Below are 17,222 nucleotides of genomic sequence, written 5' to 3' on the forward strand. Positions count from 1 at the left end.
CTACTGCAGCCAGCCGCGCTGCTTCGCCTGCGCAAGGAAGGCGCAGACGTCGTCGTGCAGCGCGGGCTGCGCGAAGGCGAGCTCGAGCTCGGTGACGATCTCGTCGACCGAGCGGCAGCCGTCGCAGCGACGCAGGATCTCGGCCGCCGGCGTGTTGAGCCGGACCATGCCCTCCGGATAGAGCAGCACCCAGCTTTCCTGCGCCGGCTCGAACTGCAGGCGGAACATCGTGGCCACGGCAGGCCTGGCATGGCGGGTCGTCATGGGCGCAGCTCCTCGGCCAGGTCGTCGGGGTAGGCGCGCTCGATGGCGTCGAGCATCGACCACAGGATGTCCAGCTTGAAATGCAGGATCTGGAGCGCGCGCTCCTGGCGCGCGCGCGTGCCGCCCCAGCGGCGCGCGACTTCGAGGCCATGCTCCACATCGCGCGTGGCCAGCGGGATGCGCTGGCGGAAGTAGGCCAGCCCTTCGGGCTGGATCCACGGGTACATCGCCGGCCAGCCGGCCAGGCGGTCGGCATGGATCTTCGGCGCGAACATTTCGGTGAGCGAGGAGATCGCCGCTTCCTCCCACGGCCTGCTGCGCGCGAAGTTGAGGTACGCATCCACGGCGAATCGCACGCCGGGCTGCACGTGGCGCTGCGACCAGATGGCGTCGTGGTCCAGGCCCACCGCCTGGCCGAGCCGGCTCCAGGCCTCGATGCCGCCGGCGTTGCCACCGGCGAAGTCGCCGCGGCCGTCGTGGTCGAGGATGCGCTCGATCCAGCGCCGCCGCTCCTCCCGGTCGGTGCAGTTGGCCATCACCGCCGCGTCCTTCTGCGGGATGCAAAGCTGGTAGTAGAAGCGGTTGGCCACCCAGCCGCGGACCTGGAAAGGCTGCAGCTCGCCGCGGTTGAGGCGCAGGTTGAACGGGTGGTGGATGTGGTAGCGGGCTTCGCAGGCGCGCAGCCGCGCCTCGAATTCCTCGGCGTGCCACGTGCGCAGGCCTGGCGTGCCGAGGGCGGCAGCGCGCGCCGAGGCGTCCGGCCATTCGATGGTGGTGTTCACAACGTGATCTCCATGCCGTCGTACGCCACCTCGATGCCGTGCGCTTCCAGCAGCCGGCGCTGCGCGCTGTCTTCGTCGAGGATGGGGTTGCTGTTGTTGATGTGGATGAGCACCTTGCGGCGCGCGCTGCTGGCCTGCATGGCGTCGACCATGCCGGCGCGCGCGGCGCTGGCCGTCTGCGGCAGGTGGCCCATCTCGGTGGCGGTCTTGCGGCTGAGCCCGGCGAGCTGCATCTCCTGTTCCTCCCAGAAGGTGCCGTCCACGAGCAGGCAGTCGGCCTCGCTCATCCAGTGCAGCTCCTGGTGGCCCACCTCGGCCAGGCCGGGCGAGTAGAACAGGCGCCGGCCGTCGTCGAGGTCTTCGATGAGCAGGGCGATGTTGTCGCCCACGAGCTGCTCGCGGCGGTGCGGCGAGTAGGGCGGCGCCATGCCGGGAATGGCCAGCGCGGTGAAGCGCAGCGAGGCGAAGCCCTCGATGCGAAAGTCGGCGCTGGTCTGCTCGCCCGCCACCGGCAGCATGTGCCAGCGCGTGCCGCAATAGTGCTGCAGCACGTTGAGCAGCGGCAGTCCGGTGGTCAGGTCCTCGAACACGCAGGGCGTGGCGTAGACGTCGATGCAGGGGCCTTCGCGCAGGCCGAGGAGGCCGGTGACGTGGTCGATCTGTGCGTCCATCAGCACCACGGCCTTGATGGGCGTGTCGCGCAGGCCGTCTCGCGGATGCAGCTGCGCATGGCTGCGGATCTGCTGGCCGATGTCGGGCGATGCGTTCAGCAGCACCCAGGACTCGCCGTCGGCCGACACGGCGATGGAACTCTGCGTGCGGGCATGCGCGATCACCGCGCCCTGGCGCTGTCCCGCGCAAAGCCGGCAGTTGCAGTTCCATTGCGGGAAGCCGCCGCCGGCGCCGGAGCCGAGCACGAGGATCTTCATGGTGGTGTGTGGGGCTGGTGGCGGCGCATCGTTTCCTCGACGCGCCGCCGTTGGGGCCGAAGGTTCAGCGGTTCGAGATGTACATGGTGATCTCGAAACCGAAGCGCAGATCTTCGAAGGCGGGTTGCGACCATTGCATGAGAGTCTCCTTGAGCATGGGGTGAGGTCCGGGCGGGATTGCCTGTCGGACGCCCTGCTTTTTTGCAAGACCCATGCCGAGAGCGCACAGCGGCGTGGGCAGCGCCTTTGCCAGGGTTTGCACCGAGGCGCAGCGTCTTCTGCGAGGCGGCGCGGCAAGCGCCTGCGCAGGCCGGCGTGACACTGTTCCACCGTGGAGCAGTGGTGTGCTGCCACGGCACAGGGATTTCCCGGGCGCGGCCGGGATGCGTGCTCAGGCCGGCTTGCCCCAGCGCAGCTTGCGGTAGATGGTGTTGCGGCTGATGCCCAGGCGCTTGGAGGCGACGGAGATGTTGCCCTGCGCCGCTGCGACAGCGGCGCGGATCATCTCGATCTCGGCTTCTTCCAGCGTGCGCGGCGCGCCGGCGTCGGGTGCGGCGGCGGGCTCGGGCGCCGCGATGGCAGCGGCCGGTGGCGTGCCGAAGGCCGGCGCGGTCTCGGGCGAGAAGGCGAGGGCCGGGCTTTCGGGCGCTGCGAACGAGGGGGCCGGGACCGCTGCCACGGGCGCACGAAGCCGCCGCGCGTCCTCGAGGAAGTCGTCCGACAGATGGTGCTCGGTGATGTGGGTCTCGCCCGCCGCCATCACGACGGCCGTGCGCAGCACGTTCGCGAGCTGGCGGATGTTGCCGGGCCATGCATAGCGGCCGAAGAGCGCGGCGACGCCGGGTGCGATCGCCGGCGTGGCCTGCGGGCACTCGGACAGCAGGATGCGCTGCGCCACGATGTCGAGGTCGCTGCGCTCGCGCAGCGCCGGCAGGCGCACCACCAGCCCGTTGAGGCGGTAGTACAGGTCTTCGCGGAAGGTGCCGGCCTCGATCATCTCGCGCAGGTTGCGGTGGGTGGCGCCGATCACGGCGATGTCCACGGAAATGGATTTCTGGCTGCCCAGCGGCGTGACGCAGCGTTCCTGCAGCACGCGCAGCAGCCGCGCCTGCAGCGACAGCGGCATGTCGCCGATCTCGTCGAGAAAGAGGGTTCCGCCGTTGGCCTGCACGATGCGTCCGCAGGCCCCCTTGCGGCGTGCGCCGGTGAAGGCGCCGTCCTCGTAGCCGAACAGCTCGGCCTCGATCAGCGACTCGGGAATGGACGCGCAATTGACGGCGACGAAGGGCTGCTTCGCGCGGTTGGAGTCCTGGTGCACCGCACGCGCCAGCAGCTCCTTGCCGGTACCGGTTTCGCCGAGGATCAGCAAGGGGATGTCGCGGTTGAGCACGCGCTGCACCTTCTGCACCACGGCATCGATCTGCGGGTCGCCGGTCCGGAGGTAGCGCAGGCCCGAGAAGGCGCCGTTCGAGGCAGCCGAGCCGGCGGCCGGATTCGGGGTGGCGCCGATGGCGGCGCTGCCGCCGGCAAGGGCGCCGGGCGAGGCCGGCGCGCCGACGTCCATGCCGGCCATCACCGCGCGCGGGCCGTTGAAGCGCGCGTTGACGAAGAACTGCCGGCCGCTCGCCAGGCTCAGGCAGGCGGGCGCGGGCAGCGGCGACCGGAAGTGATCGAAGATGGCCGAGACGCTGGTGCCGAACAGGCTGGTCAGGCTGTGCATGCGCAGCGCCGCGCTGCTCATGTCGAGCTGGTCGATGGCGCTGCGGTTGGCGCCCAGGATCTTGCCGTCGGCCCCCACCACGATGATGCCCTCGAGCAAGGTGCCGATAAACTCGGCGCGGCTGTGGAAGTGCAGTCTGAGCCGGTTGCCGAAGTCGTCCGACAGCCACTGGTTTTCGATCATGCGCGCCGACATCCGCACCAGGCCCATGGTGTGCTGGTGGTAGGCGCGGTGATCGCCCGTGACGTCGAGCACGCCCAGCATGTTGCCGCGCGGGTCGAACAGAGGGGCCGCCGAGCAGGTCAGAAAGCTGTTGGCATGGATGAAGTGCTCGCCGCCATGCACGACGGTGGGCGACTCCTGGAACAGCGCGGTGCCGATGGCATTCGTGCCCTTGGAGTGCTCGGCCCAGTTGACCCCCGGCGACAGCGCCACCTTGCCGGCGCGCTCCAGGAACCTGTCGTCGCCGACCGAATGCAGGATGGTGCCCTGGGCATCGGCCAGCACGATCATGCTTTCGGTGTTGACGATCTGCTCGAACAGCATTTCCATCACCGGCGCGGCATGCGTGAACAGGCGGTGGTTGCGCTCCCGTGCCACGCTCAGGTCGCTGCGCATCAGCGGCTCGAAGTCGGGCCGCTCGACACGCGTGAGCCCGAGCGCGGCGCAGCGCTGATGCGATTGCTCGATCTGCTCCGTGCGCCCGGGATGCTGCCTGCAGGGCAGGGCCGTGGGCGTCGACCAGCTCCCGGCCTGCGCGGCCGGAACGTCGTGGGATACGGACATCTTCGTGTCTCCTGCTCGTGTCGCTGCCGGCGGGCAGCTCGTCTCCATCGAAAACCCGCGCGCCCCGGTGGCGGCGCGGCTGTGCGGTCCGGGTACAGGCCCTCGGGGCGGTCTTGCCGAGTCCGCCCGAAGAATGCCACCGAAACGGCCGTTTGCCTTGATCTGGAGCAATCGGCAGGCACAGGAAGGCAATTTGTGTTCCAGCCTGCAACAGGTCGGCGTGGCACGGGCTTTGCGGACCGCAGCGCATCGTTCAACACCACCATGACGGAGACCTGACATGAAGCGCCATTCGCCCCCCGCCCCCATTTCCCTCCTCCCCAAGGCCAAGGCCGAGCCCAGGCGCAGCGCGGCGAAGGCCGGCGCCCTGCTGCTGGCCCTTTGCGCCTGCATGGCCGCCCCCATGGCCTGGGCGCATGGCGATGTCACGCCCCAGGCCGTCGACACCTCCGCGCTGCCCAAGCTCGGCGACCAGTGGCGCGCCGAAAACCCCTTCCGCGGCAACGAGGCCGCGATCAAGATCGGTACTTCCGCTTACAACCAGAACTGCGCCCGCTGCCACGGCCTGGAGGCCATCTCCGGCGGCGTCGCTCCCGACCTGCGCAAGATCGACGGCGAGTGCGCAACCATGAAGGACGCGGCGCGGCGCACCGCCTGCGTGAAGGAGATCGACGAGTACTTCTCGTCGACCGTGCGCGCCGGTCGCAGCCGCAACGGCGCGGTGTACATGCCGCCCTTCGAAGGCGTCATGAACCAGGAAGCCGTCTGGTCGATCAAGGCGTACCTCGAGACGCGCCGCGAGAAGCCGTTCTGAGCGGAGGCCGCCATGAAAGGTAATGGAACGAGTCGGCGCGACTGGCTGCGCTGGATGGGCGCGGCGGGTGCCGCCGCGGGCCTGGCGGGCCTGCCGCTGCGCGCGGGAGCCACCCCGCTGGAGCGCGTGCGCGAGCGCGGCACGCTGATCGTCGGCATCTACCAGGACATGCCGCCTTTCCACGTGGCCGGCAAAGGCATCGACGTGGAGCTTGCGCAGGCCCTGGCCGAATCCCTGGGCGTGCGGCTCTCCCTGCTGCCGTTCAATGCGGACGAGAACATGGCCGACGACCTGCGCAACATGGTGTGGCGCGGGCATTACCTCGGCTATGGGCCGGCCGACGTGCTGCTGCACGTGCCGGTCGACCGGCCGCTGATGCAGGCCAATCCGCAGGTCGCGATCCTCGCGCCGTACTACCGCGACCGCGTCGCGATCGCCAGGCGGCTCGACCGCGTGCCCCGGCTCGAGACGCTGTCACAGCTCGACGGCGGACGGGTCGCGGTACCGGGGCAATCGCTGGCCGGCTGGCTGCTGATCGGTGCGGACAGCGGCGCTTATCGAAACCAGCTGATCACCCACTGGAAGGACGGCGCCGAGGCCGCGCGCGCGCTGCTGCGCGAGGACGTGGTGGCGGCCGCCGGCCTGGCCTCGGAGCTGGAATCGGTGCTGCGCGGCGACGCGCGCTTCGAGATCGCGCCGCTGCCGTCGCCACGCGCCCCGCGTGACGGCTGGGCCGTGGGCATGGCCGTCAAGAGCGCTTCCACCGACCTGGCGCAGGCGCTGCAGAGCGCGGTGAATGCGCTGGCGGCGAGCGGGCGGCTGGGGCAGATGTTCGAGCGGGGCAATGTGAGTTGGCGGGGGGCTTGAAGGGTTAAGGGGTTTCGTCAGGGTAAATGCCCGACTCTTGCATTCTTCGCACCTGAGACAGAATGCGCCCGGTCCATGCACCGTAGCCATAGCCGGCAAATGTAGAAGACAATGCCTCGCGCATTTCCGGTTCGCTCAACCCATAGACATAGGGCGGCACCACTTTTTGGTCAGACCAAGCGCCTTGCGGCACGAACGTGTGAGTATTTTGCGTTCGACTAACGATGAGCCTCGCAACTTCCTGCCATTCGTGAGCGTCATTGAAGTCAGGCGATAGAGCGACGTACGAGACTTCGCGCTCGTCTTTCCTTACCTTTTTAAGTCTGATATGTGCAAAGCTCATTTCGGTGCCGTTGGAAACTGATCCGAGAAGCGTCGAATCACATCAGGGTGATAACGATCCCATTGCGTGTTCCGCTGATTGTCTTCAACTTGACGATGGGCTTCACCCTGCTTGCGCAGGTACACATCGGACGGGCCGCTGAGATAGGGGCGGCACATGTCAGCTTCAGTCTTTTCGTGGTAATAGAAGCCGATACCGATCGGATCGGACTGTGTATAGCGCCCGATGTCCATCAGGCTGCGGAAGTAGTTGTACCGCAGCCCCGACTCCGCATCGAAATACTGTCCAACGAAGTGCTTGTTGAGCGTGACGTCCGAGATGCCCGTCGTCGATTGGATGCAAGCGTCGGTGCGTTGTCACCGAAGGCCGAGTAGGTCCACTTACTGACGCAGTAAAACTAGAAGTTCGACCGAAGAAAACGTAAAACTCAGTCTCCCGCCAGGAGCGATGACCAGAGTGCACCGGTACTTCCCTCCGCTAGTCTCCTCGATCTCCAAGTCGTACACGCGTTGAACGTCATGCAGAAACGCATCGCAACTGAATGCCAAGTCTTCCGCAGCATGAAATACCAGTGTCCCAGGTTCGGCGCCAGTATGCTCAGGCAGGCCGAAGGAGTTTGCATTCAGGTCGTCAACCTGAATCGAAATAGAACGCGCAGGTGCATCCCAAGCAATTTGCCGGATGCGAGCGTCATGCAAGCCGCCTCTCTGCGCAAAGAAAGATTTGGGATCGGGGATCAATGACTGCATCTTGTCCTTTGGGCCATCACGGCAGAGGAATGAACACGGGACCAAGACTGGGCAGAACCGGAACAAGCGGCTCACCACATCGGCCCGCCGGCCGTGGGCAAGTAGATGTACTGCGTGCTGCCCGCGCTGTTGGCCCCGCCCGTGCCCGTCTCCGCGAGTAAGGTCCCGTCCTCGTCGTATATGAACGCGAAGCCGAACTTCTCCCCATCGGTGGTTGCCGGCCCCCACAACTGGGTGAAGAAGTTCAGCAGGCCCTGGAAGAACCCCGGATCGCCTTCATCGCCTTCGGCCGGCGGATACAGCGGCTCGGTCTTGAAGACGCGCTGCCCTGGCGCGTTGTCCGCGTACCGCGTGGTCGGGCTCGCATCGGTGGCGCCGGTGGTGACCGCGCTCAGCCTTCCTCGCCGCTGCGTCGTAGCCACGCTCCTTCGCAGGTTTGATGTTCCAGGGGGCGGCACTGGCTGGCCTACACCCCATTTCGGAGGGCTTCTACCAACTTGATCAACAGATCTGCGAGAGCCAACGCTTCTTGCTCTCCCAGTTCGACTGGGTCATTGAGCTCCGTTCGGGTCTTCAGGCAAATCGCGCCATTTGGATCCAGCCAGACATCAAGGTCTCCGCTAGCCATCTCGTGAATTTTTGGGGGTGACTGATTCATGTGCCTCTATGGATTGATGGGAAAATGCGGATCGTTGCTTGACTGAGGATCGCGAATTTTGCTGCCGTTGTCGGTGTAACCGTGGACGTGCGGCTGAGCTGCTCTTGGGTTGTTGTAGGGAAGGCCGGTTCTTGGGTCGACATGGCCCTGATCTATTCGCATGCGCTCGTCTCCTGTTATCGGATCACGCCATTTGTTTGGCCTTTTTGAATCTTGGACGAACCCCTTGTCCCGCGCAAGTTGCTCCAGCTCGCCTCTCGATTTGCCTCGCAGATCATCAGGCCCCAGTCCGGAGAGCATCCAATCACTAATTGCGCTGCAAGCTTCGTGAATCAACCCCGGTAGCAGCATTCCCGGCTGGATGGACATCGGGCGTGATGGCGGAGAGATGCGGGGATGCCCGGCTCCATACGGGTTCTCGGGGTCAAGGCTGGACGGTGAACCAATTGGCGCGGGCGGCAGTGGGATCGGCAACGGCCCGAACGGAGTTGGCAGAAGTTCGAACAAGCCGTAGCGATCCGAAGATCTCAGCGGGTTGTTTGAAACGAAGACCTGTCTGTTCGGTCCGCCTCCCAGGCCTGTGGGATCGTTCTGCGTGTACCGGCCGCAGCTCGGGCAGTAACTTCTGAATCCGTTGTAGTGCAGTCCCGACTCCTTGTCGTAGTACTGCCCGTCGTAGCGCTGGTTGAGCGTGACTTCCGAGATGCCCGTCGTTCCTGGATTCGGATTGATGTCCAGGTTCGCGAAGCGGTTGTGGGCTGTGGTGGGCTTGGTGTCACCGAAGGCCGAGTAGGCCCACTGCCAGACCGCTTGCCCCTGGCTGTTGGTCAATCGCCTGGGTGTGTTGAGATGGTCACTGTGCACCGCGTACATCTGCCCATCGATCACCGCCGCAATCGGCATCGGCCCGTTGGCCGTGGGCAGGTAGATGTACTGTGTGCTGCCCGTGCTGTTGGCGCCTCCGGTGCCTGTCTCCGCGAGCAGCGTCCCGTCCTCGTCGTACATGAACGCGAAGCCGAGCTTCTCCGCATCGGTGGTTGCCGGCCCCCACAGCTGGGTGAAGAAGTTCAACAGGCCCTGGAAGAACCCCGGATCGCCTTCATCGCCTTCGGTCGGTGGATATAGCGGCTCGGTCTTGAAGACGCGCTGCCCCAGCGCGTTGTGCGCGTAGCGGGTGGTCGGGCTCGTGTCTGTGGCGCCGGTCGTGACTGCGCTCAATCGCCCTTCGGCGTCGTAGGCATACGTTCTCAGCCCATCGTTCGTCAGATCCCCGTTGGCGTTGTACGCATAGCTCACGTTGGTCGTCGTCGCGCCGCCCATGGTCTGGCTGAAGCCGTCGAGCCGGTTGCTGGCGCCGTGGACGGTGTAGCTGCGGCTGGTGGTCTGCCCGTTCGCAGTCTTCGTGCTGGCGCTGCGATTGCCGTTGGCGTCATAGCCGAAGCTGGTCTCGCTGGCGTCCGTGGCATTGAACCCGGTGATGCGTCCCACGGCGTCATAGCTCACGCTCCAAGTGGTATCGGCACTCGCGATGCTGCTGTGGCTGGGGTCGGCATCTCCGGGCTGGAACAGGGTCTGCGTGAGACTCGTGATGCGCCCGGCCGCGTCGTAGGCGTAGCTGGCGAACTCGGTGGCGGTCATGCGCCCGGCCGTGTCGTAGCGGCGGCTGGCGGCCAGCCCCGGCGCGAAGGCCCAGGTCCAGGCGGTGGGCTGGCCCATCGGGTTCCAGGCGATGCCGCTGACCAGTGCGCTGCCATTCCAGCTCAGCTGGGTGAGGCGCCCGGTGGCGTCGTAGCCATGCGTGAGGATGTTGCCGTTGGGGTAGGTGATGGCGGCGAGCTGGCCGGCAGGGGTGTAGCTGTAAGCCACCTGCTGGGTGAGGCCGCTGGCCAGCGCCTGGGTCTTGACGATGACGCGGCCGAAGGCGTCGCGGCTGAAGGTGGTGGTGCCGCTGCGGTCGGTGATGGAGGAGAGATAGCCCTTGGCGTTGGGACCGCTGTCGTAGACGAGCGTGGTGGTCTTGCCGTCGGCGAAGGTGATGAGCGTCGGCCGGCCCAGGGCATCGCGCTGGATCTGGGTGGCCTGGCCCATCGCATCGGTGATGGTGCTGGGCAGGCCCAGGGCGTCGTACTGGGTGGTCTTGCTGCCGATGTCGGCGCTGCTCTCGGCGGTGGCGCGGCCCTCGGCGTCGCGCGCGTAGCGGGTGGCCACGCCCTTGAAGTCCTGCGCCTGGGTGACGGCGTCCAGGGCGTTGTAGGCGAGGGTGGCGGTGGCGTTGGCGGCGTCGGTGATGGCGGCCACCCGGCGCAGCGGGTCCAGGCCGTACCGGGTGCTCTGGTTCAGGCCGTTGGTGTCGGTGACGAGTTCGCCGTTGGCGTCGTAGCCGAAGCTGTGGGTCTGGTTGGGACCGTCGGTCCTGGCGGAGAGGCGGTTGAGGTTGTTGATGCTGCGGGCAGCCGTCCAGGCCACCGCGCCGGCACTGTCCTTGACCTGCTCGGCCGTGCGGTTGCCCATCGCATCGAGGGTGAAGCTGCCGGATTCGCCGCGGTTGTTGCTCCAGCCGGTGAGCCGGTGGGCGGCGTCGTAGGTGTAGAGGAAGGACAGGCCCGCGGGCAGGGTGAGGGTCTCGAGCAGGCCGGTGGGCTTGTAGGTGAGGGTGGTGGTGCCCTGGCCGGGGACCGTCCTGGTGAGCAGGCGGTCGCGGGCATCCCAGATGTAGCTGGTGACGAGGCCGTTGGGATCAGTGGTGCTGACGAGGCGGTTGGCGCTGTCGTAGCCGTAGAGGGTCTCGTGGCCGAGGGCGTTGGTGGCTTTGACCAGGTTGCCGAGGGGGTCGTACTCGTAGCTGGTGACGGCGCCGTTGGGCGCGGTCTCGGTGGCGGCCAGGCCCTGCGTGTTCCAGGTCCAGCTCCAGGTGCGCGTGGTGTTCGGTGAGGACGCCGTGTCGGTGATCGCCTGCGACAGGACGTTGCCCTTGTCGTCGTAGCTGTAGGCGGTGGTGCGGCCGGACTCGGTGACCAGCACCGGCAGCGAGAAGGTGGCGTGCCACCGGATGGTGACGGTCTGGGCCTCGGGGGTGCCGACGGCACGAGTGACGGAGATGGGCAGGCGGCGGGTAGTGTCCCAGGTCGTGGTGGTGACCACGCCCTTGAAGTCCGTCTCGCTGGTGATGAGGCCATTGGCATCCTGCACGCGAGAGGCGGCGTCCGCCTCACCTTCACCGGAAGGCAATGAGCCGCCGGTGACCGCGAGCTTGCCCTTGGTGGTGCTGTAGCTGAAGCTGCGGCTGGTGCTCAGCGGATCGATGACGGTGGCGGTGCCCGCAGCCGGATAGCTCACCTGGTAGCGGCTCGCCCCACCGGACAGCTCGGTGCTGATGGCGCGGCCCTGGCTGTCGTAGGCAAAGGTGCCCCAGCGCGCGCCGCTCTCGTCGAGGATGCCAGTCAGGCCTTGAGGCACTGCAGTGTCTTCATACACGAAGCCTCGGCTCCTTCCATCGGGATACGTGACGGTAGAAAGCCGCCCCGAGGCATCGAATGCATAGCTGAAGATACGGCCGTCGGGGGTGGTGACGGTGACGAGCTGGCCCGCCCCGTTGTAGCCGAGCGTCAGAGTCCGGCCAAGTGCATTTCTGATGGCGACGAGTCGCCCCGCGCCGTCGTACGTGTAGGAAGTGATCCAACCATTGCGAGTCGTGGAAGTGATGAGCTTGCCCGCGCTATCGAATTGCAAGGTTCGGTCGTCATCGGCCCTGCGATAGATCCACGTCGAGCCCGATCGGACCAAGGTGTCGGCGCTGTTATTGGCATTCCAGGTGATGGGCCCGGAGCTGTACAAGAATGTGCGAGCGTAGCCTTCGGGACTGGTGATCGTGACGACGGTGCCGATTGAATTGACGGCGAGATTGGCGCTGTGGTTGTGGGACCAAGTCTGACCCAGCGGCATTGTCGAACGCGATGGATAGGCGCCCCAGCTGCTGCGATACGTACGAACGAACGTAAGTGCGGCTGGCCCATCGTCTGCGAAGTCGACCTCCGAGCGGTATTTCTCGCCGGTGGCAGGAAGAATGGGTTGCCCGACTGCGGCGCCGCATTGTCCGCTCGCCGCAGGCTCGAGAGCGATCGGGCTTGCACAGTTCAGGAGAGGCGTGTACTCAAGATGTGCAATGCCGGTGATCGGGTTGACGGCAGTGAAGACACATTGATCGTTTGCTGGTTGAACTGACACATAGACATTGCAAACCGAACCGGGCCAGGTGCAATAGGAACCCGGCGGTGGGTTCTGTGCGATCTGGAGCCGATCGGCACAGGTGGCCTCCTTCGACGTGAAGAAGCTGGCACTGGCCCGAGGCATCTGGTCGTGAACATAGCAGGCCGATGCTTGTGCATGGCTGTCCAGCGCCACGCAGGAGCAAATCGAAGTGAGCGCGAGAAATGTGATTCGACGCGCGACAAGTCGAGTGAGCAGTTGGGAGAAGAGCACTACGACAAGCAGGACAAGACTGCCAGTGCGCCCTCGCACTGTTGCCGCACGGGCAACCATCGGGATGGCTGTTGCGCCAACTCGTCCACGATGCTCTTCGACTACAGCCCCGTGGCGGTAGATCATTACCTCCCCCGATTCAAAGTGTGTTACTTTTGTCGGCGCGGATCATAGCCCGCGCACCCCACAACACAACAGCAGGGGAAAGTTCAAACCATGTGCATCAGCAGCACACAGTCCCTCGAGACTAACCACGCAGCTTGAACAAACTCTTCGCCTCCCGATCCAGCGCCGCCTGCTCCCGCTAATCGAACAGCCTCAGTGACGAGATAAGGCCGGCCCGGCTTCGATAACCATGGTCCGCATGGACCTCGGCAAATTTCATATCCCAGCCTCAAGGCCGTCCCTGCGCCTCGAGCCTTTTCCACTCCTCATCGTCATAAAGCCTCGACCGCGTGATGAAGCGCAGCCCAGTGGGCCGCTCCAGCGAGAACATGCCCCCATTGCCCGGCACCGCGTCGATGATCAGATGCGTGTGCTCCCAGTATTCGAACTGCGAGCGGCTCATGTAGAAGGGCGCGCCGGCGATCTCGCCCAGGCATACGTCCGCGTCCCCGGTCTGGAATTCCCCGAGCGCGAAGCACATGGGCGCGCTGCCGTCGCAGCAGCCGCCGGACTGGTGGAACATCAGCGGCCCGTGCACGGCGCGCAGGCGCTCGATGAGCGCCTGCGCGGCCGGCGTGGCGGACACGCGGCGGACGATGCCGCAGGGCGCCTCGCGCGCCCCGGGGTCTGACGACATGAAGCCTCGCCTCAGAAGAAGCCCAGCTTGTTCTGGCTGTAGCTCACCAGCAGGTTCTTGGTCTGCTGGTAGTGGTCGAGCATCATCTTGTGCGTCTCGCGGCCGATGCCCGACTGCTTGTAGCCACCGAAGGCCGCATGGGCCGGGTAGGCGTGGTAGCAGTTGGTCCACACGCGTCCCGCCTGGATGCCACGGCCCATGCGGAAGGCGCGCGCGCCGTCGCGGGTCCACACGCCGGCGCCGAGGCCGTAGAGCGTGTCGTTGGCGATCTCCAGTGCCTCCTCTTCGGTCTTGAAAGTCGTGACCGACACCACGGGTCCGAAGATCTCCTCCTGGAAGATGCGCATCTTGTTGTGGCCCTTGAAGACGGTGGGCTTGATGTAGTAGCCCGATGCGAGCTCGCCGTTCTGCAGGTTGCGCTCGCCGCCGATCAGGCACTGCGCACCCTCCTGCTTGCCGAGATCGATGTACGAGAGGATCTTCTCCATCTGCTCCTGCGAGGCTTGCGCGCCGATCATGGTGGACGGGTCGAGCGGATGCCCTTGCTTGATGGCCTCCACCCGCTTGATCGCGCGCTCCATGAAGCGCTCGTAGATCGACTCCTGCACCAGCGCCCGGCTCGGGCAGGTGCAGACCTCGCCCTGGTTGAGCGCGAACATCGCGAAGCCCTCGAGCGCCTTGTCGAAGAAGGCATCGTCGGCCGACATCACGTCCTCGAAGAAGATGTTGGGCGACTTGCCGCCCAGCTCCAGCGTCACGGGGATGATGTTCTGCGCGGCGTACTGCATGATCAACCGGCCGGTGGTGGTTTCGCCCGTGAATGCCACCTTGGCGATGCGGCTGCTCGAGGCCAGCGGCTTGCCCGCCTCCAGTCCGAAGCCGTTGACCACGTTGAGCACGCCCGGCGGCAGCAGGTCGCCCACCACCTCCATCAGCACCAGGATCGAGGCCGGCGTCTGCTCGGCGGGCTTGAGCACCACGCAGTTGCCCGCGGCGAGCGCCGGTGCCAGTTTCCACACCGCCATCAGGATCGGGAAGTTCCAAGGAATGATCTGACCCACGACGCCCAGAGGCTCATGGAAGTGGTAGGCGTAGGTGTCGTGGTCGATCTCGCTGATGCCGCCTTCCTGCGCCCGGATGCAGGCGGCGAAATAGCGGAAGTGGTCGACGGCCAGGGGCAGGTCGGCCGCCATCGTCTCGCGCAGCGGCTTGCCGTTGTCGAGGGTCTCGGCCACGGCGAGCATCTGCAGGTTCTGCTCCATGCGGTCGGCGATCTTCAGCAGGATGTTGGCGCGGTCCGTGGGCGAAGTGGCACCCCACGCGGCCTTGGCCTTGTGCGCGGCATCGAGTGCGGCTTCGACGTCCTTCGCGTTCGAACGCGGAATGCTGGTGAAAGCCTGGCCCGTGACCGGGGTGACGTTGTCGAAGTACTGGCCGTCGATGGGCGCGACCCATGCTCCGCCGATGTAGTTGCCGTACTGCTTCTTGTACGGGTTCGCAATGCCCAGGTGGGCCATTTCTGCCATGTCCATGAATCGTCTCCAGTCAGGGGTTGAAAAAAAGTGCTGACGGGACGACGCGTCCCGCGCAGCTTCTTTTGCAAGGCCCGGGCCATGTCGCGTGACGCGCCGCCGCGAAGGGTGCAAGCCCTTGTCGCGCCTCGGTTTTCCGAAGCGCATGGCGCGAAGACGGCATGGCTGCTCCACGAAGGTCTGTGCCGCCGTTGAGCAACTGCTGCAGAACGGGACAGTGCCGCGTGCGGGTCGGCATCGTGCGGCCGCAGAGGGTTTGCGCACGCGCACGCGGCGTGCGCGGCGTGGTGTCCTCGCACGCTGAGCGCGCACCCGCGGGCATGACATTTGCGCTAGCGCAAGGTCCGCCGATGTCGACTCGCCGACCATCGGGGACCTACAGGAGCCACGGCATGACATCACCGGATACCGCGCAAACCCCGAAGCAATACCTTCCTCCGCAGACGCTGGTGCGTTCGGCCCATGTCGCCGGACGTGCCGCCTACGACGCGCTCGCCGCAGAGGCCGAAGCCGACTACGAGGGCTATTGGGCGCGGCTGGCACGCGAGTTCGTGACATGGAAGACGCCCTTCAAGACGGTGCTCGACACCAGCCATGCGCCCATGTTCAAGTGGTTCGAGGACGGCACCTTGAACGTCTCCTACAACTGCCTGGACAGGCAGGTCAACGCCGGCCGCGGCGACAAGGTCGCGATCATCTTCGAGGCCGACGACGGCAAGGTGACGCACACCACGTATGCGCAACTGCTCGCGCAGACCTGCCGCATGGCCAACGCGCTGAAGCAGCTGGGCATCGGCAAGGGCGATCGCGTGGCGATCTACATGTCGATGTCGGTCGAGGCGGTGGTCGCGATGCAGGCCTGTGCGCGACTGGGCGCGGTGCACTCGGTGGTCTTCGGCGGCTTCTCGGCACACTCGCTGCGCGACCGGATCGCTGATACCGGCGCCATCGCGGTCATCACGGCCGATGAGCAGGTGCGCGGCGGCAAGACCTTGCCATTGAAGGCGCTGGTGGACGACGCGCTCGCACTCGGCGGCTGCGAGGCCGTGCGCAACGTCGTCGTCTACCGCCGCACCGGCGGTGCCATTGCCTGGCAATCGCATGACCGCTGGCTGCACGAGTTGACGCAGGGGCAACCCGAGGTCTGCGAGCCCGAATGGGTGGGCGCCGAGCATCCGCTGTTCCTGCTCTATACCTCCGGTTCCACCGGCAAGCCCAAGGGCGTGCAGCACAGCAGCGGCGGCTACCTGGTACAGGCTGCCGTGACCGCCAAGTGGACCTTCGATCTCCATGACGACGATGTCTTCTGGTGCACCGCCGACATCGGCTGGGTCACCGGCCACAGCTACATCGCCTACGGGCCGCTGGCCCTGGGCGCGACCGAAGTGGTGTTCGAAGGCGTTCCGACCTACCCCGACGCGGCGCGCTTCTGGAGAATGATCGAAAAGCACAAGGTGACGGTGTTCTACACCGCGCCGACCGCCATCCGGTCGTTGATCAAGGCGGCCGAGGGCCATGACGCGGTGCATCCCCGGAACTTCGACCTGAGCAGCCTGCGCATCCTGGGCTCGGTCGGCGAGCCGATCAATCCGGCGGCCTGGGAGTGGTACCACGCGCACGTGGGCGGCGGCCGTTGCCCGATCGTCGACACCTGGTGGCAGACCGAAACCGGCGGCCACATGATCACGCCGCTGCCAGGCGCGACGCCCCTGGTGCCGGGGTCCTGCACCTTGCCCTTCCCCGGCATCATGGCCGCGATCGTCGACGAGACCGGCGGCGACCTCCCCAACGGCCAGAGCGGCATCCTGGTGATCAAGAAGCCCTGGCCCGGCATGATCCGCACCATCTGGGGCGACGATGCCCGCTACCAGTCGAGCTACTACCCGCCCGAGCTGCGCGGCTACTACCTGGCCGGCGACGGGGCGGCGCGCGATCCCGAAACGGGCTACTTCACCATCGGCGGGCGCATCGACGATGTGCTCAACGTCAGTGGCCACCGCATGGGGACGATGGAGATCGAGTCCGCGCTGGTGGCGTGCACCGATCTCGTCGCCGAGGCGGCGGTCGTCGGACGTCCGGACGAGACCAGCGGCGAGGCGATCTGCGCCTTCGTCGTGCTCAAGCGGTCGCGGCCGACGGGCGAGGAGGCCGGCAAGCTGGCCGCCCAACTGCGCAACTGGATCGGCAAGGAGATCGGGCCGATCGCCAAGCCCAAGGACATCCGCTTCGCCGACAACCTGCCCAAGACGCGCAGCGGAAAGATCATGCGCCGGCTGCTGCGCTCCGTCGCGAAGGGCGAAGCCATCACGCAGGACACATCCACGCTGGAGAACCCGGCCATCCTCGATCAGCTGTCGGAAGCGCACTGAGGCGCGCCTGACCGGGGTGCTTTCCCGAGCCGCCCCGGTGCATTGCAGCCATGCGGGTCGTGACAAAGCACCTATTGGCCTTTGAACGCCGAAAACGTATTCTTGGATGCACCCGTTCGCCCCTCGAT

15 protein-coding genes and 1 pseudogene are annotated in these 17,222 nt (G+C 66.1%); 3 read left to right on the forward strand and 13 right to left on the reverse strand.

The window, feature by feature from the left end:
• From pqqD to J2739_RS12480, 5 genes are all read right to left on the reverse strand, one after another.
• On the reverse strand, positions 1-264 hold the full coding sequence (gene pqqD / locus J2739_RS12460) for a pyrroloquinoline quinone biosynthesis peptide chaperone PqqD (protein ID WP_309901981.1): 264 nt from the start codon (positions 262-264) through the stop codon (positions 1-3).
• Positions 261-983, reverse strand: coding sequence for a pyrroloquinoline-quinone synthase PqqC (gene pqqC / locus J2739_RS12465; protein WP_309902146.1), 723 nt, complete (start codon positions 981-983; stop codon positions 261-263). Before pqqC ends, pqqD begins: the two co-directional genes overlap by 4 nt.
• A gap of 59 nt (positions 984-1,042) precedes the next feature.
• Positions 1,043-1,975, reverse strand: a complete 933-nt coding sequence (gene pqqB / locus J2739_RS12470; RefSeq protein ID WP_309901983.1) for a pyrroloquinoline quinone biosynthesis protein PqqB — start codon at positions 1,973-1,975, stop codon at positions 1,043-1,045.
• A 64-nt stretch (positions 1,976-2,039) separates the two neighbouring features.
• Entirely contained in the window at positions 2,040-2,132 is a 93-nt protein-coding gene (gene pqqA / locus J2739_RS12475; protein ID WP_309901985.1) for a pyrroloquinoline quinone precursor peptide PqqA, read from the reverse strand.
• Between the two features lie 234 nt (positions 2,133-2,366).
• On the reverse strand, positions 2,367-4,481 hold the full coding sequence (locus J2739_RS12480; RefSeq protein ID WP_309901987.1) for a sigma-54-dependent Fis family transcriptional regulator: 2,115 nt from the start codon (positions 4,479-4,481) through the stop codon (positions 2,367-2,369).
• A 391-nt stretch (positions 4,482-4,872) separates the two neighbouring features.
• On the opposite strand from J2739_RS12480, the gene pedF reads away from it, so the two are divergent.
• Both pedF and J2739_RS12490 read left to right on the forward strand, forming a co-directional pair.
• Positions 4,873-5,295, forward strand: a complete 423-nt coding sequence (pedF, locus tag J2739_RS12485; protein ID WP_309902148.1) for a cytochrome c-550 PedF — start codon at positions 4,873-4,875, stop codon at positions 5,293-5,295.
• Between the two features lie 12 nt (positions 5,296-5,307).
• Positions 5,308-6,162, forward strand: a complete 855-nt coding sequence (locus J2739_RS12490) for a substrate-binding periplasmic protein (protein ID WP_309901989.1) — start codon at positions 5,308-5,310, stop codon at positions 6,160-6,162.
• 4 nt (positions 6,163-6,166) lie between these two features.
• On the opposite strand, the gene J2739_RS12495 is transcribed toward J2739_RS12490, so the two are convergent.
• The 8 genes and pseudogenes from J2739_RS12495 to adh all read right to left on the reverse strand — a co-directional run bounded on the left by J2739_RS12495 (position 6,167) and on the right by adh (position 14,725).
• Entirely contained in the window at positions 6,167-6,505 is a 339-nt protein-coding gene (locus J2739_RS12495; protein ID WP_309901991.1) for a hypothetical protein, read from the reverse strand.
• A complete protein-coding gene (locus J2739_RS12500) occupies positions 6,502-6,738 on the reverse strand; it encodes a hypothetical protein (RefSeq protein ID WP_309901993.1) in 237 nt (78 codons plus the stop codon). The genes J2739_RS12495 and J2739_RS12500 overlap by 4 nt, the downstream gene beginning before the upstream one ends.
• Positions 6,739-6,885: 147 nt before the next feature.
• On the reverse strand, positions 6,886-7,254 hold the full coding sequence (locus J2739_RS12505; protein WP_309901994.1) for a hypothetical protein: 369 nt from the start codon (positions 7,252-7,254) through the stop codon (positions 6,886-6,888).
• Positions 7,255-7,325: 71 nt separating this feature from the next.
• Positions 7,326-7,676: a hypothetical protein gene (locus J2739_RS12510; RefSeq protein WP_309901996.1), complete on the reverse strand. Its 351-nt coding sequence runs from the start codon at positions 7,674-7,676 to the stop codon at positions 7,326-7,328.
• 242 nt (positions 7,677-7,918) lie between these two features.
• Positions 7,919-11,641, reverse strand: a complete 3,723-nt coding sequence (locus J2739_RS12515) for an RHS repeat-associated core domain-containing protein (protein WP_309901998.1) — start codon at positions 11,639-11,641, stop codon at positions 7,919-7,921.
• Between the two features lie 117 nt (positions 11,642-11,758).
• Positions 11,759-12,517, reverse strand: a pseudogene (locus tag J2739_RS27900) (DUF6531 domain-containing protein); the annotation flags it as partial.
• A 268-nt stretch (positions 12,518-12,785) separates the two neighbouring features.
• The gene (locus tag J2739_RS12520; RefSeq protein WP_309902000.1) at positions 12,786-13,193 is read right to left on the reverse strand and encodes a DUF779 domain-containing protein; all 408 of its coding nucleotides are present in this window, start codon (positions 13,191-13,193) and stop codon (positions 12,786-12,788) included.
• An 11-nt stretch (positions 13,194-13,204) separates the two neighbouring features.
• Complete coding sequence (gene adh / locus J2739_RS12525; protein ID WP_309902002.1) at positions 13,205-14,725, reverse strand: aldehyde dehydrogenase; 1,521 nt, start codon at positions 14,723-14,725, stop codon at positions 13,205-13,207.
• 392 nt (positions 14,726-15,117) lie between these two features.
• On the opposite strand from adh, the gene acs reads away from it, so the two are divergent.
• On the forward strand, positions 15,118-17,094 hold the full coding sequence (gene acs / locus J2739_RS12530; RefSeq protein ID WP_309902003.1) for an acetate--CoA ligase: 1,977 nt from the start codon (positions 15,118-15,120) through the stop codon (positions 17,092-17,094).
• The last annotated feature ends 128 nt before the right edge of the window (positions 17,095-17,222 follow it).

Origin of the sequence: Variovorax soli, assembly GCF_031454625.1 — a bacterium.
GTDB classification, from domain to species: Bacteria; Pseudomonadota; Gammaproteobacteria; order Burkholderiales; family Burkholderiaceae_C; genus Variovorax; species Variovorax soli_A.